The organism is Absiella sp. AM29-15, from assembly GCF_003434225.1.
In the GTDB taxonomy this organism is placed as follows: Bacteria; Bacillota_I; Bacilli_A; order Erysipelotrichales; family Erysipelotrichaceae; genus Hoskinsella; species Hoskinsella hominis.
In genome coordinates, this window is record NZ_QVFL01000001.1 from 80,061 (window position 1) to 105,199 (window position 25,139).

Here is a 25,139-nt window from a genome sequence, read left to right on the forward strand (position 1 = left end):
GTACCTTATTTTGGAGTTACATACAATGGATTACGTTTTCATAGAATAGAAAATTTCGTACAAATTCACAAAACCCTTTAAAATGGGCATTTAAAGCAGATAAATCACGTTTTTAGGGGGACTTTTTCAAGAAAAATCACATTTTTTGGACGAGTTTTATGCAAATCATCACGTTTTTAGGGCGACTTTTATCAAAATCATCACGTTTTCCTGAAAAATAAAGAAAGAAAAGCCGTATGCATCGCATACGACCCCTTATTAAATCAAATGATATCGCTGTAATAATTCTTCGATAACGGTTCCCTGAATCTTCTTTAAACCTTTCTTTTCAATGACTTTCATCATCCAAGGCAATTCAATTTCTGATAGTTTTTTACCATCCATCATCTTATACGTACTATCCAATAATACACGAACGTCGTAACAAGAATTAAATACTTCAGGAACACCACGATCAACATCTAATAATGTATATACAGCTTCCATTGCTGTTCTTACGGAATATTCGGTTGTAAAGACTGTATCACGAACTGTATCCGCAAACTGACCGATAAATGCAAAGTTTACACATCCATCAGGCACAACCTTTGGTCGATCTCCTTTGGTACGAGGCATAAAGAATGCAGTAATATAAGGCATCATACATGGGATACAACGTGCAGAATTGACTGCCATATCATGGATTTCATCTTCTGGAACACCTAAGTGATATAACCATTCTTCTGTGATTTCTATACCTGTACATTCTCTCATCGGTTTCTTAATATAGTTTCCTGGCACATCGCCAAATAATCCATAGAACCAGATGACTAGCTGATCTTTGGGCTGATCTTTGAAGTGTGGCTGGCGGTTGATTGTCCAACTTAATAACCAGTTAGAATCTTTTGCGGTTACAATACCACCGGTTGTGACTTTCCCTGCGAATGGATCACGTTTACAAATCTTCTCCAAATATGGTGGAATCTTATCATCTAATGTTGTAATGGTTGCGGATTCCCAATATGTTTTTTCTGTATCAGTACAGAATTTATCCGGATGTCCAAAGCTTGGATCCTGTGCTGCGATATTTCTCCATAACTGCCAACAGCCACCATTTTCCGTTTTAAATTCTGGGGCATGGTTTTCATCACCAAGACTGGAATTTTCTGTACAGCTGCCATTTGTCACAAATACCAAATCATCTTCGATTAAATCGATTGTTTCTTCTTTTCCACCATGGATACATACAATCTGTTTTGCGACTTTTTTATCATCTTTGATATCAAAAATTACGTTTGTGACTTTAGTATCATACTGGAATTGCACATGATGTGCTTCCAAGTATTTAATCATAGGCAAAATCAAAGATTCATATTGATTATATTTTGTGAACTTTAATGCAGAGAAATCTGGTAAACCACCAATATGGTGAATAAAACGCTGGATATATAACTTCATTTCCAAAGCACTGTGCCATTGTTCAAAGGCAAACATGGTTCTCCAATATAACCAGAAATTACTCTTAAAAAATTCTTCATCAAATACATCATTGATGGTTTTATCATATAAATCTTCATCCTTCGTAAAGAACAATTTCATGATTTCCATAGCAGCTTCATCACTTAGCGCAAATTTTCCATCTGTATGAGCATCTTCTCCACGATTAATTGTCGCACGCATCAAAGAATAGTTAGGATCTGCTTTATTTAACCAATAATATTCATCTAAAACAGATACACCCTCTGTTTCAATAGAAGGAATAGAACGGAACAAATCCCATAAACATTCAAAATGATTTTCCATTTCACGACCACCACGGATAATAAATCCTTTGGTTGGATCTTTGATACCATCACATGCACCACCTGCGATATTTAATTCTTCTAAAATATGTATATGTTCCCCTTTCAACTGTCCATCACGAACCAGGAAACATGCGGCTGCCAAAGATGCTAAACCAGAACCAACAAGATACGCTGATTTACGATCAACTCCAGCTGGTTTTAAAGGACGTGCAAATGCTTCATAATTACCATTACTATAATACATATCCATTACCTCCGTTTGTTTTTACACCTATAGGATAACGTGAATTTTAAATTGCCACCATAGACACGACTTTGCCCGTGTTGAAAGTTTTCACACTTGCCTGTATCTGTCTAAAATTTTGACATAACCCCTTTGGTGTCTAGTTTCTTTATTTAAGTATATCTGTTTGAATTGCGAAATTTGGAGATATCTGGAAGGCTTTTCTATTTTGTGCGAAACCCTGTATAATTATTTTATGAAATATATGAAACTATTTTTTTATATCTAGTGTTATATGGGTGAAGGAGGGGAAAAATGAATGAGAAAGCTTATCTAAAGGAAATCAGAAAAGGGAATCAAGAAGCTTTAAATGCATTTATTGAAACATTATATCCTTCCGTATATCGCTATGTTTTCTGCAAAGTATCAGGAAAAGAGGAAGCAAAAGATATTACACAGGAAGTCTTTCTACGTTTTATCAAACAGATTCACAATTATCAAAGTAATGGAAAAGTGCTGGCATATTTATACACCATTGCGATGAATTGTTGTCACACCTATTATCGAAAAGAAAAACGCTTTGATTACACAGAATTAAATGATGAGATATCAAAAGATGATTACAATCTGTCAGAAGATGTCCTTCACACATTGACCTTTGAAGAATTAAGATTATGCTTACAAAAACTGCCAGATAAAGATCAGGATATTTTAATCTTTCATTATCTGAAACAAATGACATTCAAAGAGATCTCACAAATCACAAATGAAAGTGAAAACACATTAAAAACCAGACATTATCGTGCCCTTGCCAAAATGAAAAAAATAATAAAGGATGGTGATCAACATGTATCATGACTTTGATGAGATTGATATTCCAGAAGAAGGTTTGGAAACGACCAAGCAACAATGCTACAACGTATTAAAAGAAACGATACCGCCTACAAAGCTATCCACCATATTTCAGCTTTATATGTTAGATACTGCTTATTATATCAAAAGTGCATGCTTGGGTATCGTGATGCTTCTTTCTATTGGCTTCTTTTTCCCAGATATGTTTCTTGCGAGTTCTACTATTTATTTTATGATATTAGGAGCGCTCTCTGCTTATGAAACACATAAACATCACATCTATGAAATGAACGAATTATTAGATGTCACCTATTTGAATTCTGGAAGGACCTTTCTTTATAAGAGCATTTTGATTTCCACATTACAAATCATTGGGTTTATATTTATTCTTTTGATTCAATTAAATTTACCAAATGCAAACATCAGCTTATTAATATTAAATACAATTTTACCAATTTATTTGATACAGTGCATTTCTATGGTATTTGAAAGATTTATTCATACAAAGTTCAGTGCCATTATTTTATATGCATCTTGTTATGGTATTTATACAACATTAAAAGAGGTTATTATTTACCAATTAATGAGCATTCCTATGCTTTATGTCTATACTGTATTTGGTATCATTACAATTTTATTAATCATTTTATTATTTATATTTTACAAAAACACCGAAAAGGAGGAAACGTTTTATGGAATTAGTAATGAAGGATATTAGTAAATCATTTAAAGAAAAAAAAGCAGTCGATCACATTTCACTTACATTAAACAATGGAATTCATGCGTTACTTGGCGCAAATGGCAGTGGGAAAACAACACTGATACGTATGATCTGCGGGTTATTACCAAGTAGTGAAGGTGAAATTTATGCCGATGGGGTTTCCATCAAAAAACAATATGACATCTTTTGCGATATGTTAGGTTATATGCCTCAACATTTTGGTTTTTATCCAAATTATACGATTGATGAATTTTTAAACTATATGGCCATTGTAAAACGTATTCCAAAAAAAGATGCCCAGATACGGATTGATCATTGGATCAAGGAATTAAACCTGCAAGAACATCGTCGTAAAAAAATGAAGAACTTGTCAGGTGGTATGTTGAAAAGAGTTGGAATCATTCAGGCATTATTAAATGAACCAAAGATTTTAATTTTGGATGAACCAACTGCTGGTTTAGATCCAAAAGAACGTATTGTATTTAGAAATCTGATTGCGTCTTTATCAAAAAAATGTTTGGTATTATTATCTACACATATTGTCAGTGATATTGAAACCATTGCGGATGATATTATCGTTATGAAACAAGGAACTGTAATTATGCATGATACCTGCGAAAATCTATTGAAAAGTATGGAGCATAAGGTATGGAATGTTCATGTAAGCGATCAAGAGGCAACACAATTGATGAATCAATACATCATCGTAAAAAGCCATCAAGTTGCGGATGGGGTAGATTTACGTATGGTATCGGATGTGAAGCCAAATGCACAAGCCATAGAAGTTGAAAGTGATTTAGATGATTTATATTTATATCATTTTAATGAAGAAGGTGATGAAGCATGATGCGCCTGATTCTCAATGAAGTCAAAAAGATCTTAAAGAATAAGCTTAATTTATTCGTCATTCTTGCGATGATCATAGGAATGGGGATTGTTAGTTATCTTAACTTATCACCAGAAGACATACCACTTTATCTTGATCAAACACCAATTGTTTTAAAAACGTTTGATGGCAAAGAATTAAAAAATATAGAAGAAGTAAAAGCCTATAAGCATGAGATATTATCCAAATATCATAAAAAGGCAGATGCGTCTTTGTGGGAACAATACAAAAAAGATTACAACAATTACTACAAAGAATTTACAAAACAATATAATGATGCCATGATGAAAAAAACGTATGGCAAAGATTATTTGGACATATTCAATAAAATAAAAGGTCAGGTTTCAGAAGAAGATGCAAATAAGTATATGAGTATGGAAAGAAATAGCCCTTATTCAATTAGTCCATCGAGTATTAGTGATTACAACGCCGAAACAAAAACAGTGATCCTTCCTGCCTTTTATGAAAAGCAAGGCGAGCTATATATGTTAAATTATATCTATCGAGGAACTTATGATGCATCTTATGTATCTCAAGCACAAGGTAGCGGCGATGCTTTACTAACTGATTATGATGAATTTTATAATAATCCTTTATACTATATGTCACACAAAGATAAGCTTGAAGAAAGTGCCTTATCTTCTATTGAAATGAAAAATAGTGCGCTAAAAACATTGAACCTGAATCAAATCAAACAAACGATCAAAAACAATGATTTTGTATTTGGTGATACCAGTGATATGGAACAGTTTATCGGATTATTAACTAAATTTACATTCTTCACATTACTTGTTTCTGCGATTGTTTTGGCAAATTCATTTTCTATTGAAAATCATAACAAAACAGACCAAGTGATTGTCCCATCAAAAACAGGGTATAAAAATATTACAATTGCGAAATTGACTGCAGGTTTTCTTGTGGCTTTCACAACCGTTTTACTACAACTACTGGTAGTGTTTATGATCGCAAATTTAAAGTTAAATTTAGATAGTTGGGATTGCAGTATGACGGAGGAAATATTTTTAAGCATGTATTCCTATAAAGAATATACACTCCTATTTATTGGCTTATTATTACTGGCAACCTTTGTCATTTCCATGCTTACGATGGCATTATCTTTCTTCACAAAAAATCAATTTATCACCATTATCATCATGTTCCTATTTGTTATGACTCCTTATTTCGCAACACTATTTCTGCCTGTAGATATATTAAGATTTACACCTAGTATTATGTTGGAACCAAACCATTACCTAATTCCAAATGTGTACTATGGATTCCCTTATTTGTCTGTTTTCTCTCATGCCCTTATGTGGAAAAATTTCATTACGATGTTCTGGTTATTATGTGGAGTTGTCCTCATTGCAGTCATGCTAGTGAAAGCAAAAAGGCATTATGTAGAAAATCGTTAGGGGTTTTTATGATACGTTTAATTTTAAGTGAAGTGAAGAAAGTATTTAAAAATAAAATAAATATATTAATGATTTTATGTGTTTGTGGATTCATGACCTATACAACATGGGATTGTTATCATGAAGAACCAATAATTCCTTTGAAAACTTTTGAAGGAAAAAAACTTACAAAGATGAATGATGTATATCGCTATACAGATAAAATCATATCAAAATATGAAGGTGTTGCAACCGAAGAAACATGGAATCAGTTTTGTGATGATTATAATGCCTATTATGATCAATTCACAAAAGAAGTTGATGATGAAATCATGATAAAAATATACGGTAATAATTATAAAGAACTATTCGAAGAAGTTTCAAAAAATTTGAATGAAGATCGATATTTTGCAATTGAGAATCAATATGGTGAAAACATTCATAAATATATGGGAACATATGCTGGAATAGATTATGATTCAGAAACAAAAACTGCAGCTCTACCTATTGTCTATAAGCATCAAGACGAATTAAATATGTTAAATTTTATATATTTAGATTCATATGAAACTATATCTTATAAGAAGCCTGATATCCGGTCTTATAAAGCTTTACCATTATATGTTTTATCACATAAAGAGGATAATATTAAAAGTTTAGAAGATGCAAAAAAAGTGTATTTATCACAAAATGAAAATGCATTGATAGATATAGAAAGCTATAACAAATTTATTGAGGATAAAATACATCATACAACTTTTTACTTTGGTGGTACGGCATCCCTAAATCCTTTATATACCTCATTATCACGATTTAGTTTTCTTAATCTTATTCCTATCGCAATTATTCTCGCAAATATTTTTTCCATTGAGAAAAAAACTAAAGTGGATCAGATCATCGTTCCTACAAGAGAAGGGCCTATAAAAATAGCAATTGCGAAAGTCTGTGCTGGACTTACAATCGGATTATTTACAACTTTGCTTCAGTTATTTTGTATTTTTGCAATTGCTTATCTTACATTAAAGCCTACAAGAATGCATCTACCAGAATATGCTTTAGGCACAGGATATAGTTTTAATCCATCCATGATTAGCGGTATTTATACAAACAATGCATTTATTATTGGAAGTCAAATCCAAATGCTTCTATTAGGAACCTTTGCAATTATTATATTCACTGTTTTTCTTTCTTCTATAACAAAAAACCAGTTTGTCACAATCATTATTGTATTATTATTTATTTATGTGCCTTTCTACTTCCAAAGTGGTGAATTTGATATAAACCAAATCATCTATCCTTGTTTTTATATGTATACTTCAGGAACTAGCCCTATTTCCATAGGTAGTCAGATATTTTATTTAAAAGATATTTCTACGATATTATGGTTGAGTATTGCTGTTATTTTTTCCATTATCATATTCATACAAGCCAAAATCAAATATGTTAGTAATAGGTAAAGACAGATAGATTTAAAAAAAATACGATATCCTATTTATATTAAATATAGAAAAAACATCTACATTGCATTTTGTAGATGCTTTTTTACTATTCTGGAATCCTATAAATATTCATCTTCTAAATCGCCATATTCATCCCCTGAATACTTCCATAAAAACTCACTAAATGATTCACTTACCAAATGATTGTCCAATGTGTAAAATAATCATATACAAGAAGTAAACATTCTAAATCTTCTAGCTTCGCTTTTTTGAAAAAAAGGATTTTTTTCATTCTCTTTCACACCATTCTTTTCAAAAACCATCTTAAGACGTTTCATTACATCATCATAATTCATTTAGGATTCATTTTCAATATCTCCTTGCATAATATTTTATTATCTTTAATTTCCAAAATACGTTCTATATACTTTTTTCTCTAAGGCATGCTAATCACATCGTTATCGATTATAGTCGATAAACACATTGATTTTGTTTGCTGTATCTATTGTAGTCGATGAACGAAGATTCTTTTGTGATTCATCGTTTTCTAGCGGACACCAATAACATCATGGGTCTGCGCATTTCATCTTTCATACCAGGAAGATCTAACATATCCTGTGGTGGTTGTGGTTCAATGATATGTTCAATCACAAAATCATTCACTAGCAATGTATTCAAGTAAGTAGTCAATGTTCTATGATATTTTGTGACCTTTTCACCCAGAAATATCGCATCCCTTTTTCCTTCATAATAATAGCGATCGACTGGAAAATGTAAGATATTTCCATCATCATCATAATACCAGTCCTGTGTTCCAAATGATGTAAAGACCGGATGTTCTACAGAAAAAACAAATGTTCCATCTTTTTCTATCCAATGACTGATATGCTCTACCAGTGTTGTAAAATCTTTCACATAATGAAATGCCAGTGAGCTTAATACAACATCAAAAGAGTTTTCAGGAAAATCTAAATCTTCCATCGCTTTTTGTTCATATGTGATGACATCTGCACTGTTTTTCTCTTTTGCAACTTCCAGCATCTTTTCTGAGATATCAATACCGTGAACAAGCTTTGCGCCATGATTTGCGGCATATAAACAATGCCAACCATAGCCACAACCTAAATCTAAAACACGTTTTCCTTCAAAATCAGGTAACAGTTTTTGTAGCTCTGACCATTCGCCAGCCCCCTGTAAACCTTTTTTTGAACGTTCCATTTCACTATATTTCTTAAAAAATACTTCATCATCATATTTATTTTCTTTCATTATCCTTTACCTCCCATGCAAAAAATGATATATGTTCTGACTTCTGCATGGGTCTATGCTCTTTTATGACCAATAATTCCTTTTCTCATAACACCCATCCTTTCTTCTCAAACATAATAGATTTCCTATATCTATACAATATGTTGAAATCCTTTTAACGCCTTATCAATATCTCCATGAATCACGATATCTAATCGATCAATAATTTTCTTAGGAGAATCTTTCATTCCTTTTCCAATCCACTCCAGAATTAATCCAACAAATCCATATTTATAAAAGTTCGCAATGAATGCTTTATCTTCCTCTCGCACAGATTTATCCTTTGCCTGTTCTTCCACCACATCCATCAACAAACGATAGGTTTCCTGGTATAAAAAATTTTCTAAATGTTCTCTTGAAACAGAATGATAGGTACTCATCACAAAATCACGATTGTTTTCTATGTATTCAAAGATATGAAAGAATCCTTCCTGCCAAGTCGCATACGTCTTTTTATCACCAATCACCTTTAAAGCTTCACTGGTATAGATCCATTCAATTAAATCATAAATATCTTGAAAGTGATAATAAAAAGTTTGACGATTAACTTCACAATCTTCCACAATATCCACGATGGTGATTTTATCAAGTGGTTTCGTTTTCAATAATGTTTTCAGTGACATCGCTAATGCTTTTTTCGTTGTTTGTGACATGTTCCTTCCCCCTATCCATTAGTTTTAATTTATCTTGTCGATTCATTTGTTTTATCTCATATTCTCTTTTTCGCGCTGTAGTCGCATCTTTACATACTTCATAATAATAAACTTCCATTGGTGGATGTGCTTTCGTATATTTTGCGCCTTTACCATTCACATGTTTTTCGTAACGTTTTAATAAATTTGTTGTCCAGCCACAATATAATGTTTCATCTATACATCGCAGCAGATAAACATAATATCCATCAGCTTTCGGCAGTTCATTTAATAGCATTTATCCACCAGCTTTCTATTCATCATTTTACCATATTTTAAGTATCATGAGAAAGAAGGATTGACAAAAATGTTACAATAGAATTAGAAAGAAGGTTGATTGGTTATGAAGGTTATTTTATTCAATGGAAGTCCTAATATTCATGGTTGTACGTATACTGCATTACATGAAATTGAGGAAACGTTACAAAAAAATGGTATTGAAACAGAAGTATTTCAGGTAGGCTCCAAAAATGTCCGTGGATGTATCGGGTGTGGTAAATGCCGTGAAAGTGGAAAATGCATTTTTGATGATATCGTGAATGAAGCAATTGATAAAATCAAAGAAGCAGATGGTGTAGTCTTTGGTTCCCCGGTATATTATGCAAGTGCCAATGGTACCATGATTTCATTCTTGGATCGTTTATTCTATGCGGCATCACAACATTTGGCTTATAAACCAGGTGCCGTTGTAGTAAGTGCAAGGCGTGCTGGAACAACCGCTACTTATGATGAACTGAATAAATATCTAGGCATTAGCAATATGTTAATTGTTCCTGCCCCATATTGGAATATGGTACATGGAAATACTGCAGAAGAAGTTAAGCAGGATAGAGAAGGTTTGTATATCATGCGTCAGATTGGTGAAAATATGACATGGATGTTAAAGATGTTAGAAAATGCCAAAGCAAATGGTATTGCCCCTGCAATACTTGAAAAAGAAAGAACAAATTTCATTCGATAAATCAAAGGATAATTTTATAAATAACGATAAAAAGAAGAATCGTCAAAATAAATGAGGATTCTTCCTTTTTTATGATTAATGAAGTTTACTATATGTTTTCTTCAACTCTAATAAGACATCTACATGTTGAAAATCTTTTGGATATACCAAGTTAATTTCACGAATCATAGTGGAATTCATAATCGGAATCGTTTTTAATCTGCCTTTTTGTTCATCCTCTTTACAAGCATTATGTGACATGATCGACACACCCATATTACTCATAACCAGTTCTTTGATTGTCGCAAGGGAATCTGTTTCAATTAATATACGATAATTCCTGATAGAATCACGTTGAGATTCTAAGTAGCTTTCAAATATCTCTCGTGTTCCTGCTTCTTTTGATCGAAGTATAAATTTTTCATCCCGTAATTCACTCATTTTCACACTAGAGCGCTTTGCCAAAGGATGCTTAGGTGAAATAATCAGACATAAATAATCAGTATCCAATAAGATAGAATGATATCGATCAGAAGTGAGTCGTCCATCTATAATCGCAAAATCTGCTTCATATAATTTCAGTTTATTATAAATATTATTTATAGAGTCCGTAATCAGATTTATACGAACATCACTATGTTCGCTGCAATATGCCGCAAGTAACTGTGGGATATAGTATTCCCCTGCTGTTGGTGTTGTCGCTATCACAAAGCGGCGAAGATGATTTTTTGCGTCCTCTAAAGCTTGATGTGTACTATTATATACAGACATCATTCGATGTGCATACTTTTCTAAAATCTCTCCTTCAGGCGTTAAAATTAGGCTTTTTTTACTCTTGTGAAAAATTTTTACCTGAAACTCTTCTTCAAGCTGGCGTATCTGATGACTAATTGCTGGCTGTGTTAGATGTAGCTGTTGAGCAGCCTTTGTATAACTTTTACATTCAATAAGTGTCAAAAAGGAAACAATTCTAGTATCTATCATATGATAGCACCTCCTTATTATAAATTATTTTCATAAACCTCTAAATAATTATAATTAGATTTTATCATTAATCCACACTATAATCAATCATGGGGAGGCGGTTATATGATAGCAGAATTCTTAGATACGCAAGGAAACGCAGGCATTATTATCTCTATTTCCATAATATTACTTGCTGGTTTTCTTTGTACCCGTATCACAAAAAAACTTCACTTTCCAAATGTAAGTGGTTATATCATTTCAGGAATATTTATTGGTCCATGTGTGCTTCATCTGATTCCTTCTGATATTATTCAGGGCATGGATTTTATGACAGATATTGCACTCGCTTTTATTGCTTTTGGTGTTGGTAAATATTTTAAGAAAGAAACATTGATGAAACAAGGTGGCAAAGTTATGATCATTACAATTTTTGAAGCGTTGACAGCTGGCTTATGTATCACTTTATCCATGGTGTTATTATTTCATCTGCCTTGGTCTTTTTCCCTTCTACTTGGCGCAATTGGTTGTGCAACTGCACCAGCATCTACGATTATGACGATACGACAATATCATGCGAAAGGAAATTTTGTGGATACCATTCTACAGGTCACTGCTCTGGATGATGCTGTGGCACTCATTGCTTTCAGTATTTGTACAGCTTTAGTTGAATTTATGCATGCAGATCAAACACTACAGCTTTCTATCATTTTACTTCCTGTGGTATGGAATATCCTTGCGGTTTTTATTGGCATTAGCTTTGCCTATATCCTAAATCATATCATCACGGAGCATCGTTCAGATGATCATCGTTTGGTAATCACAATTGCTATGATTCTTCTATTGACAGGAGTATGCAGCTGTTTCAATATTTCTCCATTGTTATCATGCATGGTACTTGGTGGAGTATATATTAATCTATCGGGAAATAAAGATGTTTTCCGTCAGGTAAATAATTTTACACCACCAATTACATTAACATTTTTTGTGCTATCAGGTATGCGCTTAGACTTACATGCTTTGGTATCCTGTGGATTGATTGGGATAGTTTATTTCTTTGTTAGGATCATGGGAAAAGCTTCCGGTGCATGGGCTGGCGCAAAACTTTCACATGCCAGTACGAATGTGCAGCTATATCTTGGCTTAGCTTTGATTCCACAAGCAGGTGTATCCATTGGACTTGCCATATTAGGTCAACGCATCCTTCCAACATATGAAGGAACCATGTTATCTTTGATCATATTGTCCAGTGCAGTTTTATATGAAATGATTGGTCCAGCATGTGCAAAGCTTTCTTTGAAATTATCTGGTAGTATACAAAGTGAACAACAGCATAAACCTTCACATGCCATCACTGCTCATTCTTAATCTAATCATAGCGTATTATTAGAAGGATCATCATCCTTCTTTTCATATTTTTGTGAAAAAAGTAAAGTTGACGTAATACTTTTGATAAATATCTGTGTCTTTATGACTTCATCGTATATGATTAAGAAAAGAAAGAGGCATAACATTATGACAAAACATATGACAGATATCGGAACTAAACTAAAACTACTTCGTGAAAATGCTAACCTGACACAGAAACAAATCGCTAAATATTTATCAATTGATCGAAGTCTTGTATCAAAAATTGAAAAAGGAGAATGTTCAATTAACTCAGATACCTTAAATCAATTATCCACATTATATGGTTGTCCAGTGTCGTTATTAATTTCAAATGATGCTTCATCTCCAGCTTTTTCGCAAGCATTTAAAGCAGCATCGCTTGACTTTACAGAGCAACAAGCATTATCCATCCTAAATAAAATTGCATTAAATCAATTTACAATGGATCAATTAGACGAACTTATCAAAGATGATAAAAATAAACTGAGTTTCAAAAAATAAGCCAGAGGAACAAATCCTTTGGCTTATCATTTTATCATTATTCTTTCATAATCAGTTTATAATTTGCTAATGCTCCCATTAGATTAGAATCATTAAAGTATTTACAATTCACGATTTGAACACGTGGAATATTAAATGGTATTGCTGCATAAATTTCATCTAATGACTTTTGAATATATTCAAATAATATTGGCTGTTTACTGATACCACCACCAATTGCGATTTTTTCAGGATCAACACATGCTTGTAAGTTATATAATCCAGCAGCTAGATAATCTGTAAATTCTTTTAGGCAGCTAAGTGCTACTTCATCTTTTTGATTACATAATTCAAATACAGCTTTTCCATCTAACTGATCTTTATCCAATTGTTTTTTAGCAGCAACATTTGCAATGAGTGCATAAACACTATTTACGGCGCCCCATTTTTCATTAAAACCACAGCAGTTTTTCCAATCTGAGCTTAAGTAGCTAAATTCTCCCGCAAAGCCATGTACACCTGTCAATACATTGTTTCCAATGGTCACAGCACCACCTATGCCACTGCCAATGATACAAACAGCGCCAACTCCAGTATCTTTCAAGCTGCCCAAAGTCACTTCACATAAAGCAGCACATTTGGCATCATTTGCGATTGTTAATTGATTGGTTGTGACAGATTTTAGTTCTGCCTCAATATCAACGCCATCATTATATAACAAGAATCCTGGAATCTGCATTTTATTCGTTTTCTTGTTAATCATACCAGGTAAAGATATCGCAATACCTTCTACTTCATCTTGATATTTTACATAGATATCATGAATTGCCTTTTTAAAACTGTCTAAAGAATCAAGTGGTGTTGGTACACTGTCCTTTTCCAGTAATTCATATGCATCATTCATCAACGCATATTTAATTGCACTTCCACCAACATCAAATACTAAATATTTCATAATCCTTTTCCTCCTGTAGATAACATATTAGTTACCAGCCATATGCTATCTATATTATATACCTATGCTTCTTTATTTTCATTAGCTAATGCTTGTTTATCAGCAATTCTGAAGAATGGATAGTAAATAACCATTGAAATTATTACAATTACCAGTTCAAGAATGACACCCTGGAAACCACAGTTGATAAATCCTCTAAATAATGCAGGTACATAAGATAAGTTCATAATACCAAGTGGTGCAGGTACAATCTGCAGTACCACAATTGCGAAATATGCGATAATAACTGCTAATACTGGAGCTAAGATAAATGGAATAATGAATAAAGGATTCAACATCAAAGGCATAGAGAATACCATAGGTTCATTGATATTAAATAATCCACAAGGCAAGAATAATTTACCATATGTTTTATTCTGTTTAGATTTAGAGAACAAACATAATAGAATAGATAAGCCAAGTGTACAACCACATCCACCAATTGTGGTGAAGTCAAAGAATGTAACGTTAATAGGATTCAATACTGGTCCACCAGCTGCTACAGAAGCACTGTTTTCTGCATACATTGCAATCCACAAAGGGAAGATAACACCTAATACAGTCATAGATCCATGAATACCGAAGAACCATAAAATCTGACATAAAATAACAATGATAATCATAGAGAACATATTTCCTGCCAATGATTGTAATGGTGCTTGTAATAGAGAATATAAACATGAGAAGATATTTCCATAAGGAGTTAATGTTAATAAGAAATTTACAAGTAAGAAAATAACTGCGACAACAAGTGCTGGAATGATTCCTGTAAATGAATTTGCGACATTCATAGGCACTCCATCAGGAAGTTTAATTGTAATATCTTTATCCAATACCCATCCATAAATTAATGAAGTGAAGTATCCTGTCACAATACCTACAAACATTCCCATAGAGCCTAAATATGTAAATTCAAAGAACTTTGTGCCTGCTTCATTTACCCCAAATGGTAATAAAATGAAGAAACATGCCACTGCCAACATACCAATTGTAGAAGATTGATCTTTATGTTTTCTACTAGAGAAGCTTTTTGCGATAAAATATGTCATATAGATAGAAATCAAATCCGTCGTCATTGTTGTTCCAAGGGCAAAGAATTTTGCCAGACCAATATCTGCGATAAATGTTTTATATGCGTCAATTGGCAGATTTGTCAGAATTGAAAAGATTGCGCCAATCATCATGATTGGTAGAACAGACATCATCCCTCCACTCAATGCCTGCATAAATTTACTGCTAGATAATTTTGTTGAAATTGGAATTAATGTTTTCTCCAACCATGCTTGTACTTTTTCCATTTTAAATTTCCCTTCCTTTTTCTTTTATTTGTTTTTGATACCAGTAAAATGATTGTTTCTTGATACGTTGTAATGTACCTTTATTTCCTTCTTGATGATCAATATAGACCAAACCATAACGCTTTTTATATCCCTGAGAACCACTTAACAAGTCAATAAAAGACCAAAGATGATATCCTATTACAGGAATTCCCTCACTAATTGTTTCTTTGATTGCATGTAAGTGATCTTTAAGATATGTAATGCGTTCTGTATCATTGATGATACCATTTACTGGCTCCTCAGTTTGTGGATATCCATTTTCTGTAATCATTAATGGCAGCTGATATCGATCATATAGTTTCCTTAATGCTAATTTAAATCCGAGTGGATCATAGCTTCCTCTTAGCCATGTCGTTGTTTTAATGATTGGGTTGTTTACGATTGTGTAATTCTCTGTATTGAAGAAAAACAAATCAGCTTTTGGATCTGGATCTCCAGGTTTACGTACCGTCAATGAAGCGTAATAATTAACACCGATAAAATCAGGTCTTTCTTTTTTCAACAGCTTCTGTTCCTCTTCACTGATTACAGGGTATGCTTGTTCCTGTTTCAAATACGCTTTTAATGTTGCCGGAAATTCTCCACGAACACTTAAATCTAAAACTAAATAGCTTAAGAATTCTTCCGCATCCATCGCTGCCTGAACATCCATTGCATCACATGTTAATGGGTAACATAGCTGATAGGCACTTGATGGTCCGATTTTCGCATCTGGGATAATTTCATGACATAACTGAAACGCTTTTTTCTCTGCCAGTGACATATTTACACATGCCTGCATATTGTATTTCAGCCCTTCTTTATATGAAATTTTCTTGCCTTTTCCCAACAACATTTCAGTATTCATTACCATCATCATCTGTTCATTAATGGATATCCAGTATTTTACCCGGTCGCCATATGCTTCAAATACTGTTCTTGCATATCGTTCAAAGTGATGAATTGTTTCCTTCCCAAGCCATCCATGGTATGCTTCTTCTAAATGATTTGGTAAATCAAAATGCCATAATGTCGCAATTGGCGTAATATCATTTTTGATTAATTCATCAATCAAATCACTATAAAACTGAATTCCTTTAGGATTTGGTTGTTCATCATCCCCATTTGGATAAATACGTGTCCATGCGATGGAAAATCGATAAGATTTTAAACCTGCCTCTTTCATCAAAGCGATATCTTCTTTGTATCGATGATAATGATCAGCCGCAATGGATGCATCTGATAAACCGGCAGGTACTGGTCTTACATCCTGAGTAGATAATCCTTTGCCATCTTCTGTATTAGCTCCCTCTACTTGAAACGCGCTTGTACTGGCTCCCCATAAAAAATCATCTGGAAATGTTTGTATCGTTTCTATTTTCACCATTGGTCCTCCTTTTCTTGACACAAACAGTATATCAGTGAAAATGCGAATGTAAGCGTTCTTATTATGAAACTAAAAATTATTTTAGAAATTAGTTTCAATATCTGAAACTACTTGTTAAAATATAAGATGAAAGAAGGTGCTTCATGATGGATATGATATTACATAAGCTCATGTTGTTTATCAATGGTGCGCAAGAAGGCAGTACACATCGCAATTTAGCGATTGAATTAGTTAAACATATTGATGAATTAAAAGACTTAAACATTTATGAAATTGCAGAATTATGCTTTGTATCTACTTCTACACTCAGTCGGTTTTGTCGTATATTAGGCTATAAAAATTTCAATAGTTTTAAAGAAGCTTTAGAAAAATCCTATGGTTTTGAGATTGATTATGATAAAGATTACCTCCAAGTAAAAGATGATATAGATCATGGGATCACGTATATGAAACAGATATATGCCCATTCCATAAATGATATGAATGAGCACTTTCAAAAAGAAAAACTTATAGAACTTGCGAAACAGATACATGAACATGAAAGCATCTATATCTTTGGGAATATCGGATATCAGTTTTTAGCAATGTATCTGCAAGAACGGTTGGGATTATTTAAGAAAATCATTCATGTTTCTGCGGATATTTTACAACAAGATAAAGTTGCTTCCCGATTAAAAGAGAATGATCTTGCGATCGTTGTATCTCCTAGAGGAAGCAGTACTGTTCAATCTATTACATTACCTTTCTTATACAAAAAAAGAGCATATACTGTGTTGATAACGCAGAATGATCACTCAATATATAAAGAGCGCTATCATTTATTAATCCAAATCGGAGGAACATTTGATAATAATCTTGGTATGATTTCTTTCATGTATTTTATTGATCAGCTTGTTATGATCTATTACGCATTGTATCATGATGATTTGATTGTATAAAAAAGAATACATGCTTGTATTCCTTTTTAATGTAGTCCATTTAAATCAAGTTTATAAATAGGATTTTCTAATTTCATATTTTCGATAAACATAATCATATAGATTGGCAGATAGACTTTTTTATCTTTTACTTCAACATTTCCATTCGATAAGATATAGGCTCTATGAATATCAAATATCGCCTCATGTAATACATTTTCTAAAGCACTGTGTTTTTTATAATCCTTCCCTGATTTGACTTCGATTGGGACGACCTCACCATCTAATTCGCACACAAAATCAAGTTCACCAAATTTTTTACTATTATAATAATATAAATCAACATGGTGTGCAGCTAATTCCTGAGCAATTACATTTTCAAATAAAGCGCCATTATTGATATCTTTATCTTTATTTAAAATTTTCATTTTCACGATATCGGAATACAAACTTGTCAATAATCCAACATCGGAATAGAATAATTTAAACAGGCTTCTTTGCGTATTCAATAACAATGGCTGTTTGGGTTCTTCTATATTATAAACAGGTATGCAACACCTGCATCTTTTAGCCATAAAAAATCATTTTTTATACGATCATAACTTATTCCAGTTTTAACGGAATTCAATTTGAACCGTTTATTTCGTTTATTTAATTCACTAGCCATCGTTGTGTATATTTCTTTTAACATTAAACGATATTTATCTTCATATTTAGTGAAATCTTGTTCATATAAATGGATAATATTTTTATGAGTTTGTGATACGTTTTGAATATTATTTGTTTCTATATAATTTACGACTGCTTCTGGCATACCTCCAACAATAAGATATAGGTAGAATATATCTAACATCTTTTTATGGATGAATTCATCGACAGGTTTTCTATTTTCAAAGCATTCTTTTAGCTTTTGTATTACATTTTCTCCAATACCATTCGCAAGTAAAAATTCTTCAAAATCTAAAGGAAACATATCAAGAATTTCTACATAACCAACAGGTGCTGAACGAAGATTGTGTAATTCTACACCTAGCAAAGAGCCACTCATGATAAAGCGATAGGTTCCATCATCTACTAAAAATTTGATTCTCGTCATGATATCTTTAAATTCCTGAATTTCATCGAAAAAGATTACTGTTTTACCTTTTATTAAAGGCTCTTTAGATACAACACTTAATCTTAATAACAAATCTTGTGTAGAGGTTGCCTTTTCAAATAATTCTATTAGTTCTGGCTGTTTTTTAAAGTTCAATTCTATAAAACTGTGATGTGTTGATTTTAAACATTCCTGAATGATTGTCGTTTTTCCAATACGATCTGTACCTGATACAAGAAGTGCTTTCTTTCCTGTATGCAGCCATTCCATAATATCATTTGATATTTTACGATAAAGCATATGACCACCTCTATTTCATTTTTCCATCCCTATTATGCTGCTATTATGCAACTTTTCCAACTTTTTTTATATGAATTCTTCCATTTATCCAACTTTTTTACGATTTATCCCACGATAGTATATAAAAACCCTATCCAATATAAGATAAGGCTTTTTGTTCCATTCTGTTATTATTAAAATCCTAATAACGTTCTGTTCGATGGGATGCTCACTTTGATCTGTAAATGTAATCTGTGTTACCTATTATTAGCACGCTATGAGCGAGGATAGATCTAATCATCATAAAGACGAAAAAAACCTTACAGTCTATAACTATAAGGTCAATATATTAATCTTCAATTGTTTCACGCCAAATTTTTGCGCCTAAAGCTGTTAGTTTGCCATCTAAATCTTCGTATCCTCGATCGATATGATAAATATCATGAATGGTTGTCACACCATCTGCAATTAATCCGGCAATTACAAGACATGCCCCACAACGTAAATCTGTCGCACATACTTCTGCACCATATAAAGGTGTTGGACCATTGATAAAGGAGCTAGGAATCATAACATTAATATTTGCGCCCATTTTATTTAATTCATAACAGTGTTTAAAACGTTCTGTATAAATAGTTTCTGTCACAATAGATTGTCCCGTTGTCTGTGTTAAAAGTGCAGTTAATGGCTGTTGAATATCTGTGGCAAAGCCTGGATATGGCAATGTTTTAATATCAGTAGCCTTAATATTGCCATCATGTCCTTTTACATGCACACGATCGACACCAACTTCCATCTGGATACCAATTTCATGAAGTTTTGATAATAGTGATTCCAAATGCTGCGGTATAATATTTTCGATCATCACATCTTCTGCAGCAGCAGCTGCTAATACAATATACGTAGCTGCTTCGATACGATCTGGTATAATTTCATGGAAACATCCACTAAGTTCATCAACACCATCAATGGTGATAACATTAGTACCAACTCCACGAATATTTGCGCCCATTTTATTTAATAAGGTTGCGACATCTATAATTTCTGGTTCTTTTGCGGCATTTTCTATCGTTGTTCTACCTTTGGCATGAACAGCTGCCATCATGATGTTGATCGTTGCGCCAACACTGGATATATCTAAGAAAATTTTTGTCCCGACAAGTTCTTTGGCATCTAATATATAAGCGCCATGATCATAAGTAACCGTTGCGCCCAATGCCTCAAAACCTTTCAGATGCAAATCAATCGGACGAGGTCCTAAATAACATCCTCCTGGCATTTTGATTTCCGCATGTCCATATTTTCCCAGCAAAGCCCCCATAAAATAATAAGAAGCTCTTAGTTTACTGACTGCCTCATGAATCATAGGTTTATTTTGCATATCCGTTGTATCAATGACGATGCGATCACTGCTTTTAATATCTACAACAACACCCAGGTCTTGTAGTAATACTGATAGTGATTCTACATCACTGATATTCGGCACACCACAGATTGTGACAGGCCCGTTTGCTAATATGGCTGCTGGAATCAGTGCGACGGTAGCGTTTTTTGATCCGCTGATACGTACTGTTCCACGTAATTTATGTTTCCCTTCAATTTTTATAACTTTTTCCATTGCGATATCTCCTTTTTTGATTCTGATTTATAGGACATCACATATTGCGTGATGGTAGTGTTGCAAAAGTGCATTACTATTATAAAGCATTTTCCGTTTGATAGCTATTTTTTTCCGTACTTTTTTGACATTCTAATTATTTCCAAATAAAAATCATCAAAAGTTCCTTAATTGTATCCATTTTTATCATGTTTACATTATTATATATGCAAATACACAGATTTTGCTACTATCTGTATAGTGTTGTCAACGTAACAAAAAAGCCTTTTTAATGGCTTTTCGTATTACCTTATCATTATACCTTTTACTGGTAAATAAACAAAGTCTTTAAAAATGACAATTTCTTAAGAATTATGGAAGCTTCTAAAATAGTATGCAAAAAAATGCCCTATAAGGTATAAAACTTATTTGTTTTTCCCTACTTAATTATAATCCTATAAAGTCCTGAAAAAAACATATCATAGGGTGTACATGACATGGCTTTGAACGTACAATTTATATAATAGGAATATATCTATAAAAGTCTATGAGCGGTTGATTGTTTCTTTGAACGGTCGATTTATGTACTTAAAGCCAGATATTTAAATTTTTATGTGCTCTAAAAAGCCTGACAAGCAAAACACTCTCTGCTTTTTCAATTATTTTTGTTTCTTTACTTGTAGATCATTCCATATATTTTCTGTTCTTAATTAATTCTCTTAGATATAAAACATTTTAAAATTCTATTTTTTACGATAATTACAGTAATTCATTCATCTTTCCACATTCTTTGAAATATTTGCATAAACATAGAAATAGCTTACATTTTTTCTGCTTTCACGACTCGTTGTTTTTTTCTTTTGAAAAACTGTTTTATGTTAGTAAATGACCGATATTTTTGGTATAATACATAAAGTGAGAGTTTTTTTAGATAAGGAGTGAGAAGATGAAAGAAATAGCTTTTGATAATGACAAATATATTGAACTGCAATCAAAGCATATTTTAGAAAGAATCAGTAAGTTTGGCAATAAGTTATATCTTGAATTTGGCGGTAAATTATTTGATGATCACCATGCTGCACGTGTGTTGCCTGGATTTCAGCCTGATTCAAAACTGAAGATGTTGTTAAACCTGAAAGATGAAGTAGAAATCGTTATCGCTGTCAGTGCGAATGATATCGCAAAAAATAAAATTCGCAGTGATATTGGTATCACATATGATGCTGAAGTATTACGTCTCATCGATGCATTCCGTGGAACCGGCTTATATGTAGGAAGTGTCGTAATTACGCAATATGCAAATCAATCCAGTGCTGATGTTTTTAAAGCGCATCTGGAACATTTAGGTATTAAGGTTTTCCAGCATTATGTAATCCCTGGATATCCTAACAACATACCAATGATTGTATCAGAAGATGGATATGGTAAAAATGAATATATAGAAACAACAAAACCTTTGGTCGTTGTGACAGCACCTGGTCCTGGTTCAGGAAAAATGGCCACTTGTTTATCACAGTTATACCATGAACATAAACGTGGTATCAAAGCAGGCTATGCGAAATTTGAAACATTCCCTATATGGAATCTTCCATTAAAGCATCCTGTGAATCTGGCATATGAAGCTGCAACTGCTGATCTAAATGATATCAATATGATCGATCCATTCCACTTAGAAGCATATGGTGTCACTACTGTAAACTATAACCGTGATGTGGAAATCTTCCCTGTATTAAATGCCATGTTTGAAAAGATTTTAGGAGAATCTCCTTATAAATCACCTACAGATATGGGCGTGAATATGGCAGGTTATTGTATTGTGAATGATGATGCCGCAAGAAAAGCAAGCAGTGAAGAAATCCTTCGCCGTTATTATGCCGCAAAAGTTGATTTTAAAATAGGTCATACTACTGAAGATACCATTAAGAAAATTGAACTGATTATGTCACAGGCTAATATCACTCCTTTAGAAAGACGTTGTGTGATTCCAGCATTACAGAAAGCTGAAGAAACGGATGCTCCTGCTTTCGCAATAGAGCTTCCAGATGGATCTATTGTGACTGGTAAAACAAGCTCCCTGCTTGGTGCATGCAGTGCTGCATTATTAAATGCTTTAAAAGCATTAGGCAACATCAATGATGAAATACCATTGATTTCACCTAATATTATAGAACCAATACAGAAATTGAAAGTGAATTCTCTTGGTAATCATAATCCTCGTTTACATACAGATGAAGTTTTGATTGCTCTTGCGATATCCGCAACAACCAATCCTGTATCTCATTTGGCAATGCAGCAGCTGGATAAGCTAAAAGGCTGTGAAGCACATAGTACCGTTATTTTATCACAAGTGGATGTAAATACATTCCGTAAACTGAATTGTAATTTAACTTGTGAAGATCAATATCAGACTAAAAAATTATATCATCGTTAAACAACAAAAAGATGAACAAAAGCTAATGCGAATGTTCATCTTTTTTATATCAAATTAGAAAAATCAAAAATATACTTGCCACAAGGTTTTATCGTATCATCAAATGTCACATTTATGATTGGCATAGGAAAAGCGAATGCTTCACTTGCCCATTTGATTGCGGAAACCATTAATGCTTCTTGTTGGATATTACAATCTGAAAACAGAATACTTCGCAGCTGAATCAGAGAGGACTTATGATTTACTTTATCCATGATTTGATCACTTACTAAATGAAGTCCTTTACAAAAATCGTTTATTTCTTCATCTGAAAGTTGCACACTGTTGGAATTAGGCACAAAAGCGATTGAGAAATATAGGTTCTCACATACTCTAATATATTCACTACAATCTTCATTCTCATGTAATTTTCTGTATCCAGCTTCAAGGATTACTGCTATTTCTCATTTGCGGATAAAAAGCTTATAATTGCTTTTTTTCATTTCAAATTCATGCATATGAACTACCCACAGAAATCTTTATATCTGCCTTATTTCCCTTCTGATTATAACTTATTGAACAAACATATTATAAGTCCTCTATAATAGGTGAACAAGAAAAAAGTACAGATTTTACTCTGTACTCTGTTTGTTGTTTTTTACTATTTCTAAATAATCCCGTTTTTTATCCTTTGGTTTTGGTATAAATCGTTTAACAAAACGACCTTTCCCACGTTTTTTCACATAGAAATAACCAAAGATTGAAAATACAACGGCACCAATAAAGTTCACAAACAAATCTTCCATGGTATCAATTAGACCAATATCCAGATAACCACCTAATCCTAATGCTTGTCCATTGACAATCACATCATTGATACCACTCATTGTCACTGGTCGATTACTGTTTGTAGGATCTAATGCCACACTGGTAATATAGTTTATCACTGTATCTTTCTGCATATCCGTACCAATTAGATGATCCATGCCAAATTCAAAGAACTCCCATAATACGCCAATCGTCATAGAGAAACAAAATGCTACTAATGCCATAAAGACAGGTGACATTTTAAACTGTAAACGATCATTGTTATTTAGGATATCCACAAGTGAGAAACCAATTGCCGCTGCCAGAAATCCATTGAGTGTATGAAGTATGGTATCCCACATAGGAAATACGATATAAAACGATTTTATTTCTCCAAGTATTTCTGCAGAGAATATAAACACCAAAATAATAATTTCTAATGTAGTTGGCAGTTCTATTTTAAATTCTACCTGAATAAAACTTGGCACAATCAATAATGCCAATGTCAAAATACATAAGAATACATTTTCATAATTCCGGTTAAATATCTGAAGAATCATTGTTAATATCACCAATGCTCTGAGTGTAAAATATACGATGGAAGAGCTTTTATGTTCTCTGATTTCCATTTTGATTGCTTCTTTTGAGTGATGTAATCTTTTAAGCATCCCAATCCCTCCGTTTTTTATCTCTTATGATAACGCAAATTAGAGAATTATGCAATTTACTATTTACGCACATCCTTGTATTTCTTCTGTATACTATGCAAATGAAAGGAAAGCAAGATACCATTCTCATATAAAGATAGTTTTATCTTTTTTACATATTTTCCTGATGAATAATTTTTGTTTATCACATATGTTTATAAAGCCTACAACAATTCATAAACAGCCGCAACTTACAATTAGTTATTTTTGAACAATGTGAATTGTGACATGAGATTATAGAATGTTATCCTCTTTATATAATGATGTTCCTATAAAAAAGACGTATTTTTGATTTTTCATCAGAATACGTCTTTTAATTCTATTTTTCTTTATTTATTTCTTCGATTACATTTTTACGGATATCCTGTGGTAGATCTAGTAATGCCATAGCTTTATAAACATCTATTTCGCTGCTTTTTATTAGATTTTTGGTTAATTTAATTGCGGAAATTAATTCACCTTCTTGTATACCTTGTGCTTTTCCTATTTCTATTCCTTGTTCTAGTCCTTGTTTCAATATACCTTCACTAAGATTGCACATATATTCTACCTCCTCAT

General features: G+C 32.8%; 25 protein-coding genes. 10 read left to right on the forward strand and 15 right to left on the reverse strand.

Features of this window, described 5'->3' with window-relative positions:
- Positions 1-258 precede the first annotated feature (258 nt).
- Complete coding sequence (locus tag DW761_RS00410) at positions 259-2,028, reverse strand: oleate hydratase (protein ID WP_117451395.1); 1,770 nt, start codon at positions 2,026-2,028, stop codon at positions 259-261.
- 294 nt (positions 2,029-2,322) lie between these two features.
- On the opposite strand from DW761_RS00410, the gene DW761_RS00415 reads away from it, so the two are divergent.
- From DW761_RS00415 to DW761_RS00430, 5 genes are all read left to right on the forward strand, one after another.
- Complete coding sequence (locus DW761_RS00415) at positions 2,323-2,865, forward strand: RNA polymerase sigma factor (protein WP_117451393.1); 543 nt, start codon at positions 2,323-2,325, stop codon at positions 2,863-2,865.
- Complete coding sequence (locus DW761_RS20915) at positions 2,855-3,577, forward strand: hypothetical protein (protein WP_117451391.1); 723 nt, start codon at positions 2,855-2,857, stop codon at positions 3,575-3,577. Before DW761_RS00415 ends, DW761_RS20915 begins: the two co-directional genes overlap by 11 nt.
- On the forward strand, positions 3,552-4,427 hold the full coding sequence (locus DW761_RS00420) for an ABC transporter ATP-binding protein (protein WP_117451389.1): 876 nt from the start codon (positions 3,552-3,554) through the stop codon (positions 4,425-4,427). Before DW761_RS20915 ends, DW761_RS00420 begins: the two co-directional genes overlap by 26 nt.
- The gene (locus DW761_RS00425) at positions 4,424-5,878 is read left to right on the forward strand and encodes an ABC transporter permease (RefSeq protein WP_117451387.1); all 1,455 of its coding nucleotides are present in this window, start codon (positions 4,424-4,426) and stop codon (positions 5,876-5,878) included. The genes DW761_RS00420 and DW761_RS00425 overlap by 4 nt, the downstream gene beginning before the upstream one ends.
- Positions 5,879-6,018: 140 nt before the next feature.
- Positions 6,019-7,314: a hypothetical protein gene (locus DW761_RS00430; RefSeq protein ID WP_233512987.1), complete on the forward strand. Its 1,296-nt coding sequence runs from the start codon at positions 6,019-6,021 to the stop codon at positions 7,312-7,314.
- A 206-nt stretch (positions 7,315-7,520) separates the two neighbouring features.
- On the opposite strand, the gene DW761_RS21605 is transcribed toward DW761_RS00430, so the two are convergent.
- The 4 genes from DW761_RS21605 to DW761_RS00445 all read right to left on the reverse strand — a co-directional run bounded on the left by DW761_RS21605 (position 7,521) and on the right by DW761_RS00445 (position 9,534).
- Positions 7,521-7,652 (reverse strand): hypothetical protein, encoded by a 132-nt coding sequence (locus DW761_RS21605; protein WP_255412348.1) that lies wholly within the window; start codon positions 7,650-7,652, stop codon positions 7,521-7,523.
- 181 nt (positions 7,653-7,833) lie between these two features.
- On the reverse strand, positions 7,834-8,565 hold the full coding sequence (locus DW761_RS00435; RefSeq protein WP_117451383.1) for a class I SAM-dependent methyltransferase: 732 nt from the start codon (positions 8,563-8,565) through the stop codon (positions 7,834-7,836).
- A gap of 131 nt (positions 8,566-8,696) precedes the next feature.
- On the reverse strand, positions 8,697-9,257 hold the full coding sequence (locus tag DW761_RS00440; protein WP_117451381.1) for a TetR-like C-terminal domain-containing protein: 561 nt from the start codon (positions 9,255-9,257) through the stop codon (positions 8,697-8,699).
- Positions 9,190-9,534, reverse strand: coding sequence for a GIY-YIG nuclease family protein (locus tag DW761_RS00445; protein WP_117451379.1), 345 nt, complete (start codon positions 9,532-9,534; stop codon positions 9,190-9,192). The genes DW761_RS00440 and DW761_RS00445 overlap by 68 nt, the downstream gene beginning before the upstream one ends.
- Positions 9,535-9,639: 105 nt before the next feature.
- Here DW761_RS00445 and DW761_RS00450 point away from each other — a divergent pair, with 105 nt between their 5' ends.
- Positions 9,640-10,257: a flavodoxin family protein gene (locus DW761_RS00450; RefSeq protein ID WP_117451377.1), complete on the forward strand. Its 618-nt coding sequence runs from the start codon at positions 9,640-9,642 to the stop codon at positions 10,255-10,257.
- 75 nt (positions 10,258-10,332) lie between these two features.
- Here DW761_RS00450 and DW761_RS00455 read toward each other — a convergent pair whose 3' ends face one another.
- Entirely contained in the window at positions 10,333-11,220 is an 888-nt protein-coding gene (locus DW761_RS00455) for a LysR family transcriptional regulator (RefSeq protein WP_117516084.1), read from the reverse strand.
- 105 nt (positions 11,221-11,325) lie between these two features.
- Here DW761_RS00455 and DW761_RS00460 point away from each other — a divergent pair, with 105 nt between their 5' ends.
- Together DW761_RS00460 and DW761_RS00465 are read left to right on the forward strand one after the other, a co-directional pair.
- A complete protein-coding gene (locus DW761_RS00460) occupies positions 11,326-12,567 on the forward strand; it encodes a cation:proton antiporter (RefSeq protein WP_117516085.1) in 1,242 nt (413 codons plus the stop codon).
- A 147-nt stretch (positions 12,568-12,714) separates the two neighbouring features.
- Positions 12,715-13,089 carry a helix-turn-helix domain-containing protein gene (locus tag DW761_RS00465; RefSeq protein ID WP_117516086.1) on the forward strand — a complete coding sequence of 125 codons (375 nt, stop codon included), beginning with the start codon at positions 12,715-12,717 and terminating at the stop codon, positions 13,087-13,089.
- Between the two features lie 37 nt (positions 13,090-13,126).
- Here the strand turns inward: DW761_RS00465 and DW761_RS00470 are convergent, their stop codons facing one another.
- The 3 genes from DW761_RS00470 to DW761_RS00480 form a co-directional block, all read right to left on the reverse strand.
- Positions 13,127-14,023 (reverse strand): ROK family protein, encoded by an 897-nt coding sequence (locus tag DW761_RS00470; protein WP_117516087.1) that lies wholly within the window; start codon positions 14,021-14,023, stop codon positions 13,127-13,129.
- 62 nt (positions 14,024-14,085) lie between these two features.
- Complete coding sequence (locus tag DW761_RS00475; RefSeq protein ID WP_117516088.1) at positions 14,086-15,360, reverse strand: PTS sugar transporter subunit IIC; 1,275 nt, start codon at positions 15,358-15,360, stop codon at positions 14,086-14,088.
- A gap of 1 nt (position 15,361) precedes the next feature.
- The gene (locus tag DW761_RS00480) at positions 15,362-16,768 is read right to left on the reverse strand and encodes a glycoside hydrolase family 1 protein (RefSeq protein ID WP_117516089.1); all 1,407 of its coding nucleotides are present in this window, start codon (positions 16,766-16,768) and stop codon (positions 15,362-15,364) included.
- 143 nt (positions 16,769-16,911) lie between these two features.
- Between DW761_RS00480 and DW761_RS00485 the strand changes: the two genes are divergently transcribed.
- Complete coding sequence (locus tag DW761_RS00485; RefSeq protein WP_117516090.1) at positions 16,912-17,706, forward strand: MurR/RpiR family transcriptional regulator; 795 nt, start codon at positions 16,912-16,914, stop codon at positions 17,704-17,706.
- A 26-nt stretch (positions 17,707-17,732) separates the two neighbouring features.
- Here the strand turns inward: DW761_RS00485 and DW761_RS21115 are convergent, their stop codons facing one another.
- From DW761_RS21115 to DW761_RS00495, 3 genes are all read right to left on the reverse strand, one after another.
- Entirely contained in the window at positions 17,733-18,260 is a 528-nt protein-coding gene (locus tag DW761_RS21115) for a DUF4143 domain-containing protein (RefSeq protein ID WP_199485564.1), read from the reverse strand.
- On the reverse strand, positions 18,218-19,081 hold the full coding sequence (locus tag DW761_RS21120; RefSeq protein WP_199485565.1) for an ATP-binding protein: 864 nt from the start codon (positions 19,079-19,081) through the stop codon (positions 18,218-18,220). The genes DW761_RS21115 and DW761_RS21120 overlap by 43 nt, the downstream gene beginning before the upstream one ends.
- Positions 19,082-19,409: 328 nt before the next feature.
- Positions 19,410-20,678: a UDP-N-acetylglucosamine 1-carboxyvinyltransferase gene (locus tag DW761_RS00495; protein WP_117451357.1), complete on the reverse strand. Its 1,269-nt coding sequence runs from the start codon at positions 20,676-20,678 to the stop codon at positions 19,410-19,412.
- A gap of 925 nt (positions 20,679-21,603) precedes the next feature.
- On the opposite strand from DW761_RS00495, the gene DW761_RS00500 reads away from it, so the two are divergent.
- Positions 21,604-23,088, forward strand: a complete 1,485-nt coding sequence (locus DW761_RS00500; RefSeq protein WP_117451354.1) for a DUF1846 domain-containing protein — start codon at positions 21,604-21,606, stop codon at positions 23,086-23,088.
- Between the two features lie 44 nt (positions 23,089-23,132).
- Here DW761_RS00500 and DW761_RS00505 read toward each other — a convergent pair whose 3' ends face one another.
- The 3 genes from DW761_RS00505 to DW761_RS00515 all read right to left on the reverse strand — a co-directional run bounded on the left by DW761_RS00505 (position 23,133) and on the right by DW761_RS00515 (position 25,122).
- A complete protein-coding gene (locus tag DW761_RS00505; RefSeq protein WP_233512988.1) occupies positions 23,133-23,408 on the reverse strand; it encodes a hypothetical protein in 276 nt (91 codons plus the stop codon).
- Between the two features lie 291 nt (positions 23,409-23,699).
- Positions 23,700-24,542, reverse strand: a complete 843-nt coding sequence (locus DW761_RS00510) for a hypothetical protein (protein ID WP_117516092.1) — start codon at positions 24,540-24,542, stop codon at positions 23,700-23,702.
- A gap of 358 nt (positions 24,543-24,900) precedes the next feature.
- A complete protein-coding gene (locus tag DW761_RS00515; protein ID WP_117516093.1) occupies positions 24,901-25,122 on the reverse strand; it encodes a hypothetical protein in 222 nt (73 codons plus the stop codon).
- Positions 25,123-25,139 lie beyond the last annotated feature (17 nt).

Bases quoted from the DNA above. Each gene is read 5' to 3' on its own strand.
- DW761_RS00435 (WP_117451383.1), bottom strand. From the start codon at position 8,565: ATGAAAGAAAATAAATATGATGATGAAGTATTTTTTAAGAAATATAGT.
- DW761_RS00510 (WP_117516092.1), bottom strand. From the start codon at position 24,542: ATGCTTAAAAGATTACATCACTCAAAAGAAGCAATCAAAATGGAAATC.
- DW761_RS00420 (WP_117451389.1), top strand. From the start codon at position 3,552: ATGGAATTAGTAATGAAGGATATTAGTAAATCATTTAAAGAAAAAAAA.
- DW761_RS00415 (WP_117451393.1), top strand. From the start codon at position 2,323: ATGAATGAGAAAGCTTATCTAAAGGAAATCAGAAAAGGGAATCAAGAA.
- DW761_RS00475 (WP_117516088.1), bottom strand. From the start codon at position 15,360: ATGGAAAAAGTACAAGCATGGTTGGAGAAAACATTAATTCCAATTTCA.
- DW761_RS00440 (WP_117451381.1), bottom strand. From the start codon at position 9,257: ATGTCACAAACAACGAAAAAAGCATTAGCGATGTCACTGAAAACATTA.
- DW761_RS00460 (WP_117516085.1), top strand. From the start codon at position 11,326: ATGATAGCAGAATTCTTAGATACGCAAGGAAACGCAGGCATTATTATC.
- DW761_RS00445 (WP_117451379.1), bottom strand. From the start codon at position 9,534: ATGCTATTAAATGAACTGCCGAAAGCTGATGGATATTATGTTTATCTG.
- DW761_RS00465 (WP_117516086.1), top strand. From the start codon at position 12,715: ATGACAAAACATATGACAGATATCGGAACTAAACTAAAACTACTTCGT.
- DW761_RS00410 (WP_117451395.1), bottom strand. From the start codon at position 2,028: ATGTATTATAGTAATGGTAATTATGAAGCATTTGCACGTCCTTTAAAA.
- DW761_RS00455 (WP_117516084.1), bottom strand. From the start codon at position 11,220: ATGATAGATACTAGAATTGTTTCCTTTTTGACACTTATTGAATGTAAA.
- DW761_RS00450 (WP_117451377.1), top strand. From the start codon at position 9,640: ATGAAGGTTATTTTATTCAATGGAAGTCCTAATATTCATGGTTGTACG.
- DW761_RS00500 (WP_117451354.1), top strand. From the start codon at position 21,604: ATGAAAGAAATAGCTTTTGATAATGACAAATATATTGAACTGCAATCA.
- DW761_RS00495 (WP_117451357.1), bottom strand. From the start codon at position 20,678: ATGGAAAAAGTTATAAAAATTGAAGGGAAACATAAATTACGTGGAACA.
- DW761_RS21120 (WP_199485565.1), bottom strand. From the start codon at position 19,081: ATGCTTTATCGTAAAATATCAAATGATATTATGGAATGGCTGCATACA.
- DW761_RS20915 (WP_117451391.1), top strand. From the start codon at position 2,855: ATGTATCATGACTTTGATGAGATTGATATTCCAGAAGAAGGTTTGGAA.
- DW761_RS00425 (WP_117451387.1), top strand. From the start codon at position 4,424: ATGATGCGCCTGATTCTCAATGAAGTCAAAAAGATCTTAAAGAATAAG.
- DW761_RS00480 (WP_117516089.1), bottom strand. From the start codon at position 16,768: ATGGTGAAAATAGAAACGATACAAACATTTCCAGATGATTTTTTATGG.
- DW761_RS00470 (WP_117516087.1), bottom strand. From the start codon at position 14,023: ATGAAATATTTAGTATTTGATGTTGGTGGAAGTGCAATTAAATATGCG.
- DW761_RS21605 (WP_255412348.1), bottom strand. From the start codon at position 7,652: ATGAATTATGATGATGTAATGAAACGTCTTAAGATGGTTTTTGAAAAG.
- DW761_RS00515 (WP_117516093.1), bottom strand. From the start codon at position 25,122: ATGTGCAATCTTAGTGAAGGTATATTGAAACAAGGACTAGAACAAGGA.
- DW761_RS00485 (WP_117516090.1), top strand. From the start codon at position 16,912: ATGATGGATATGATATTACATAAGCTCATGTTGTTTATCAATGGTGCG.
- DW761_RS21115 (WP_199485564.1), bottom strand. From the start codon at position 18,260: ATGGCTAAAAGATGCAGGTGTTGCATACCTGTTTATAATATAGAAGAA.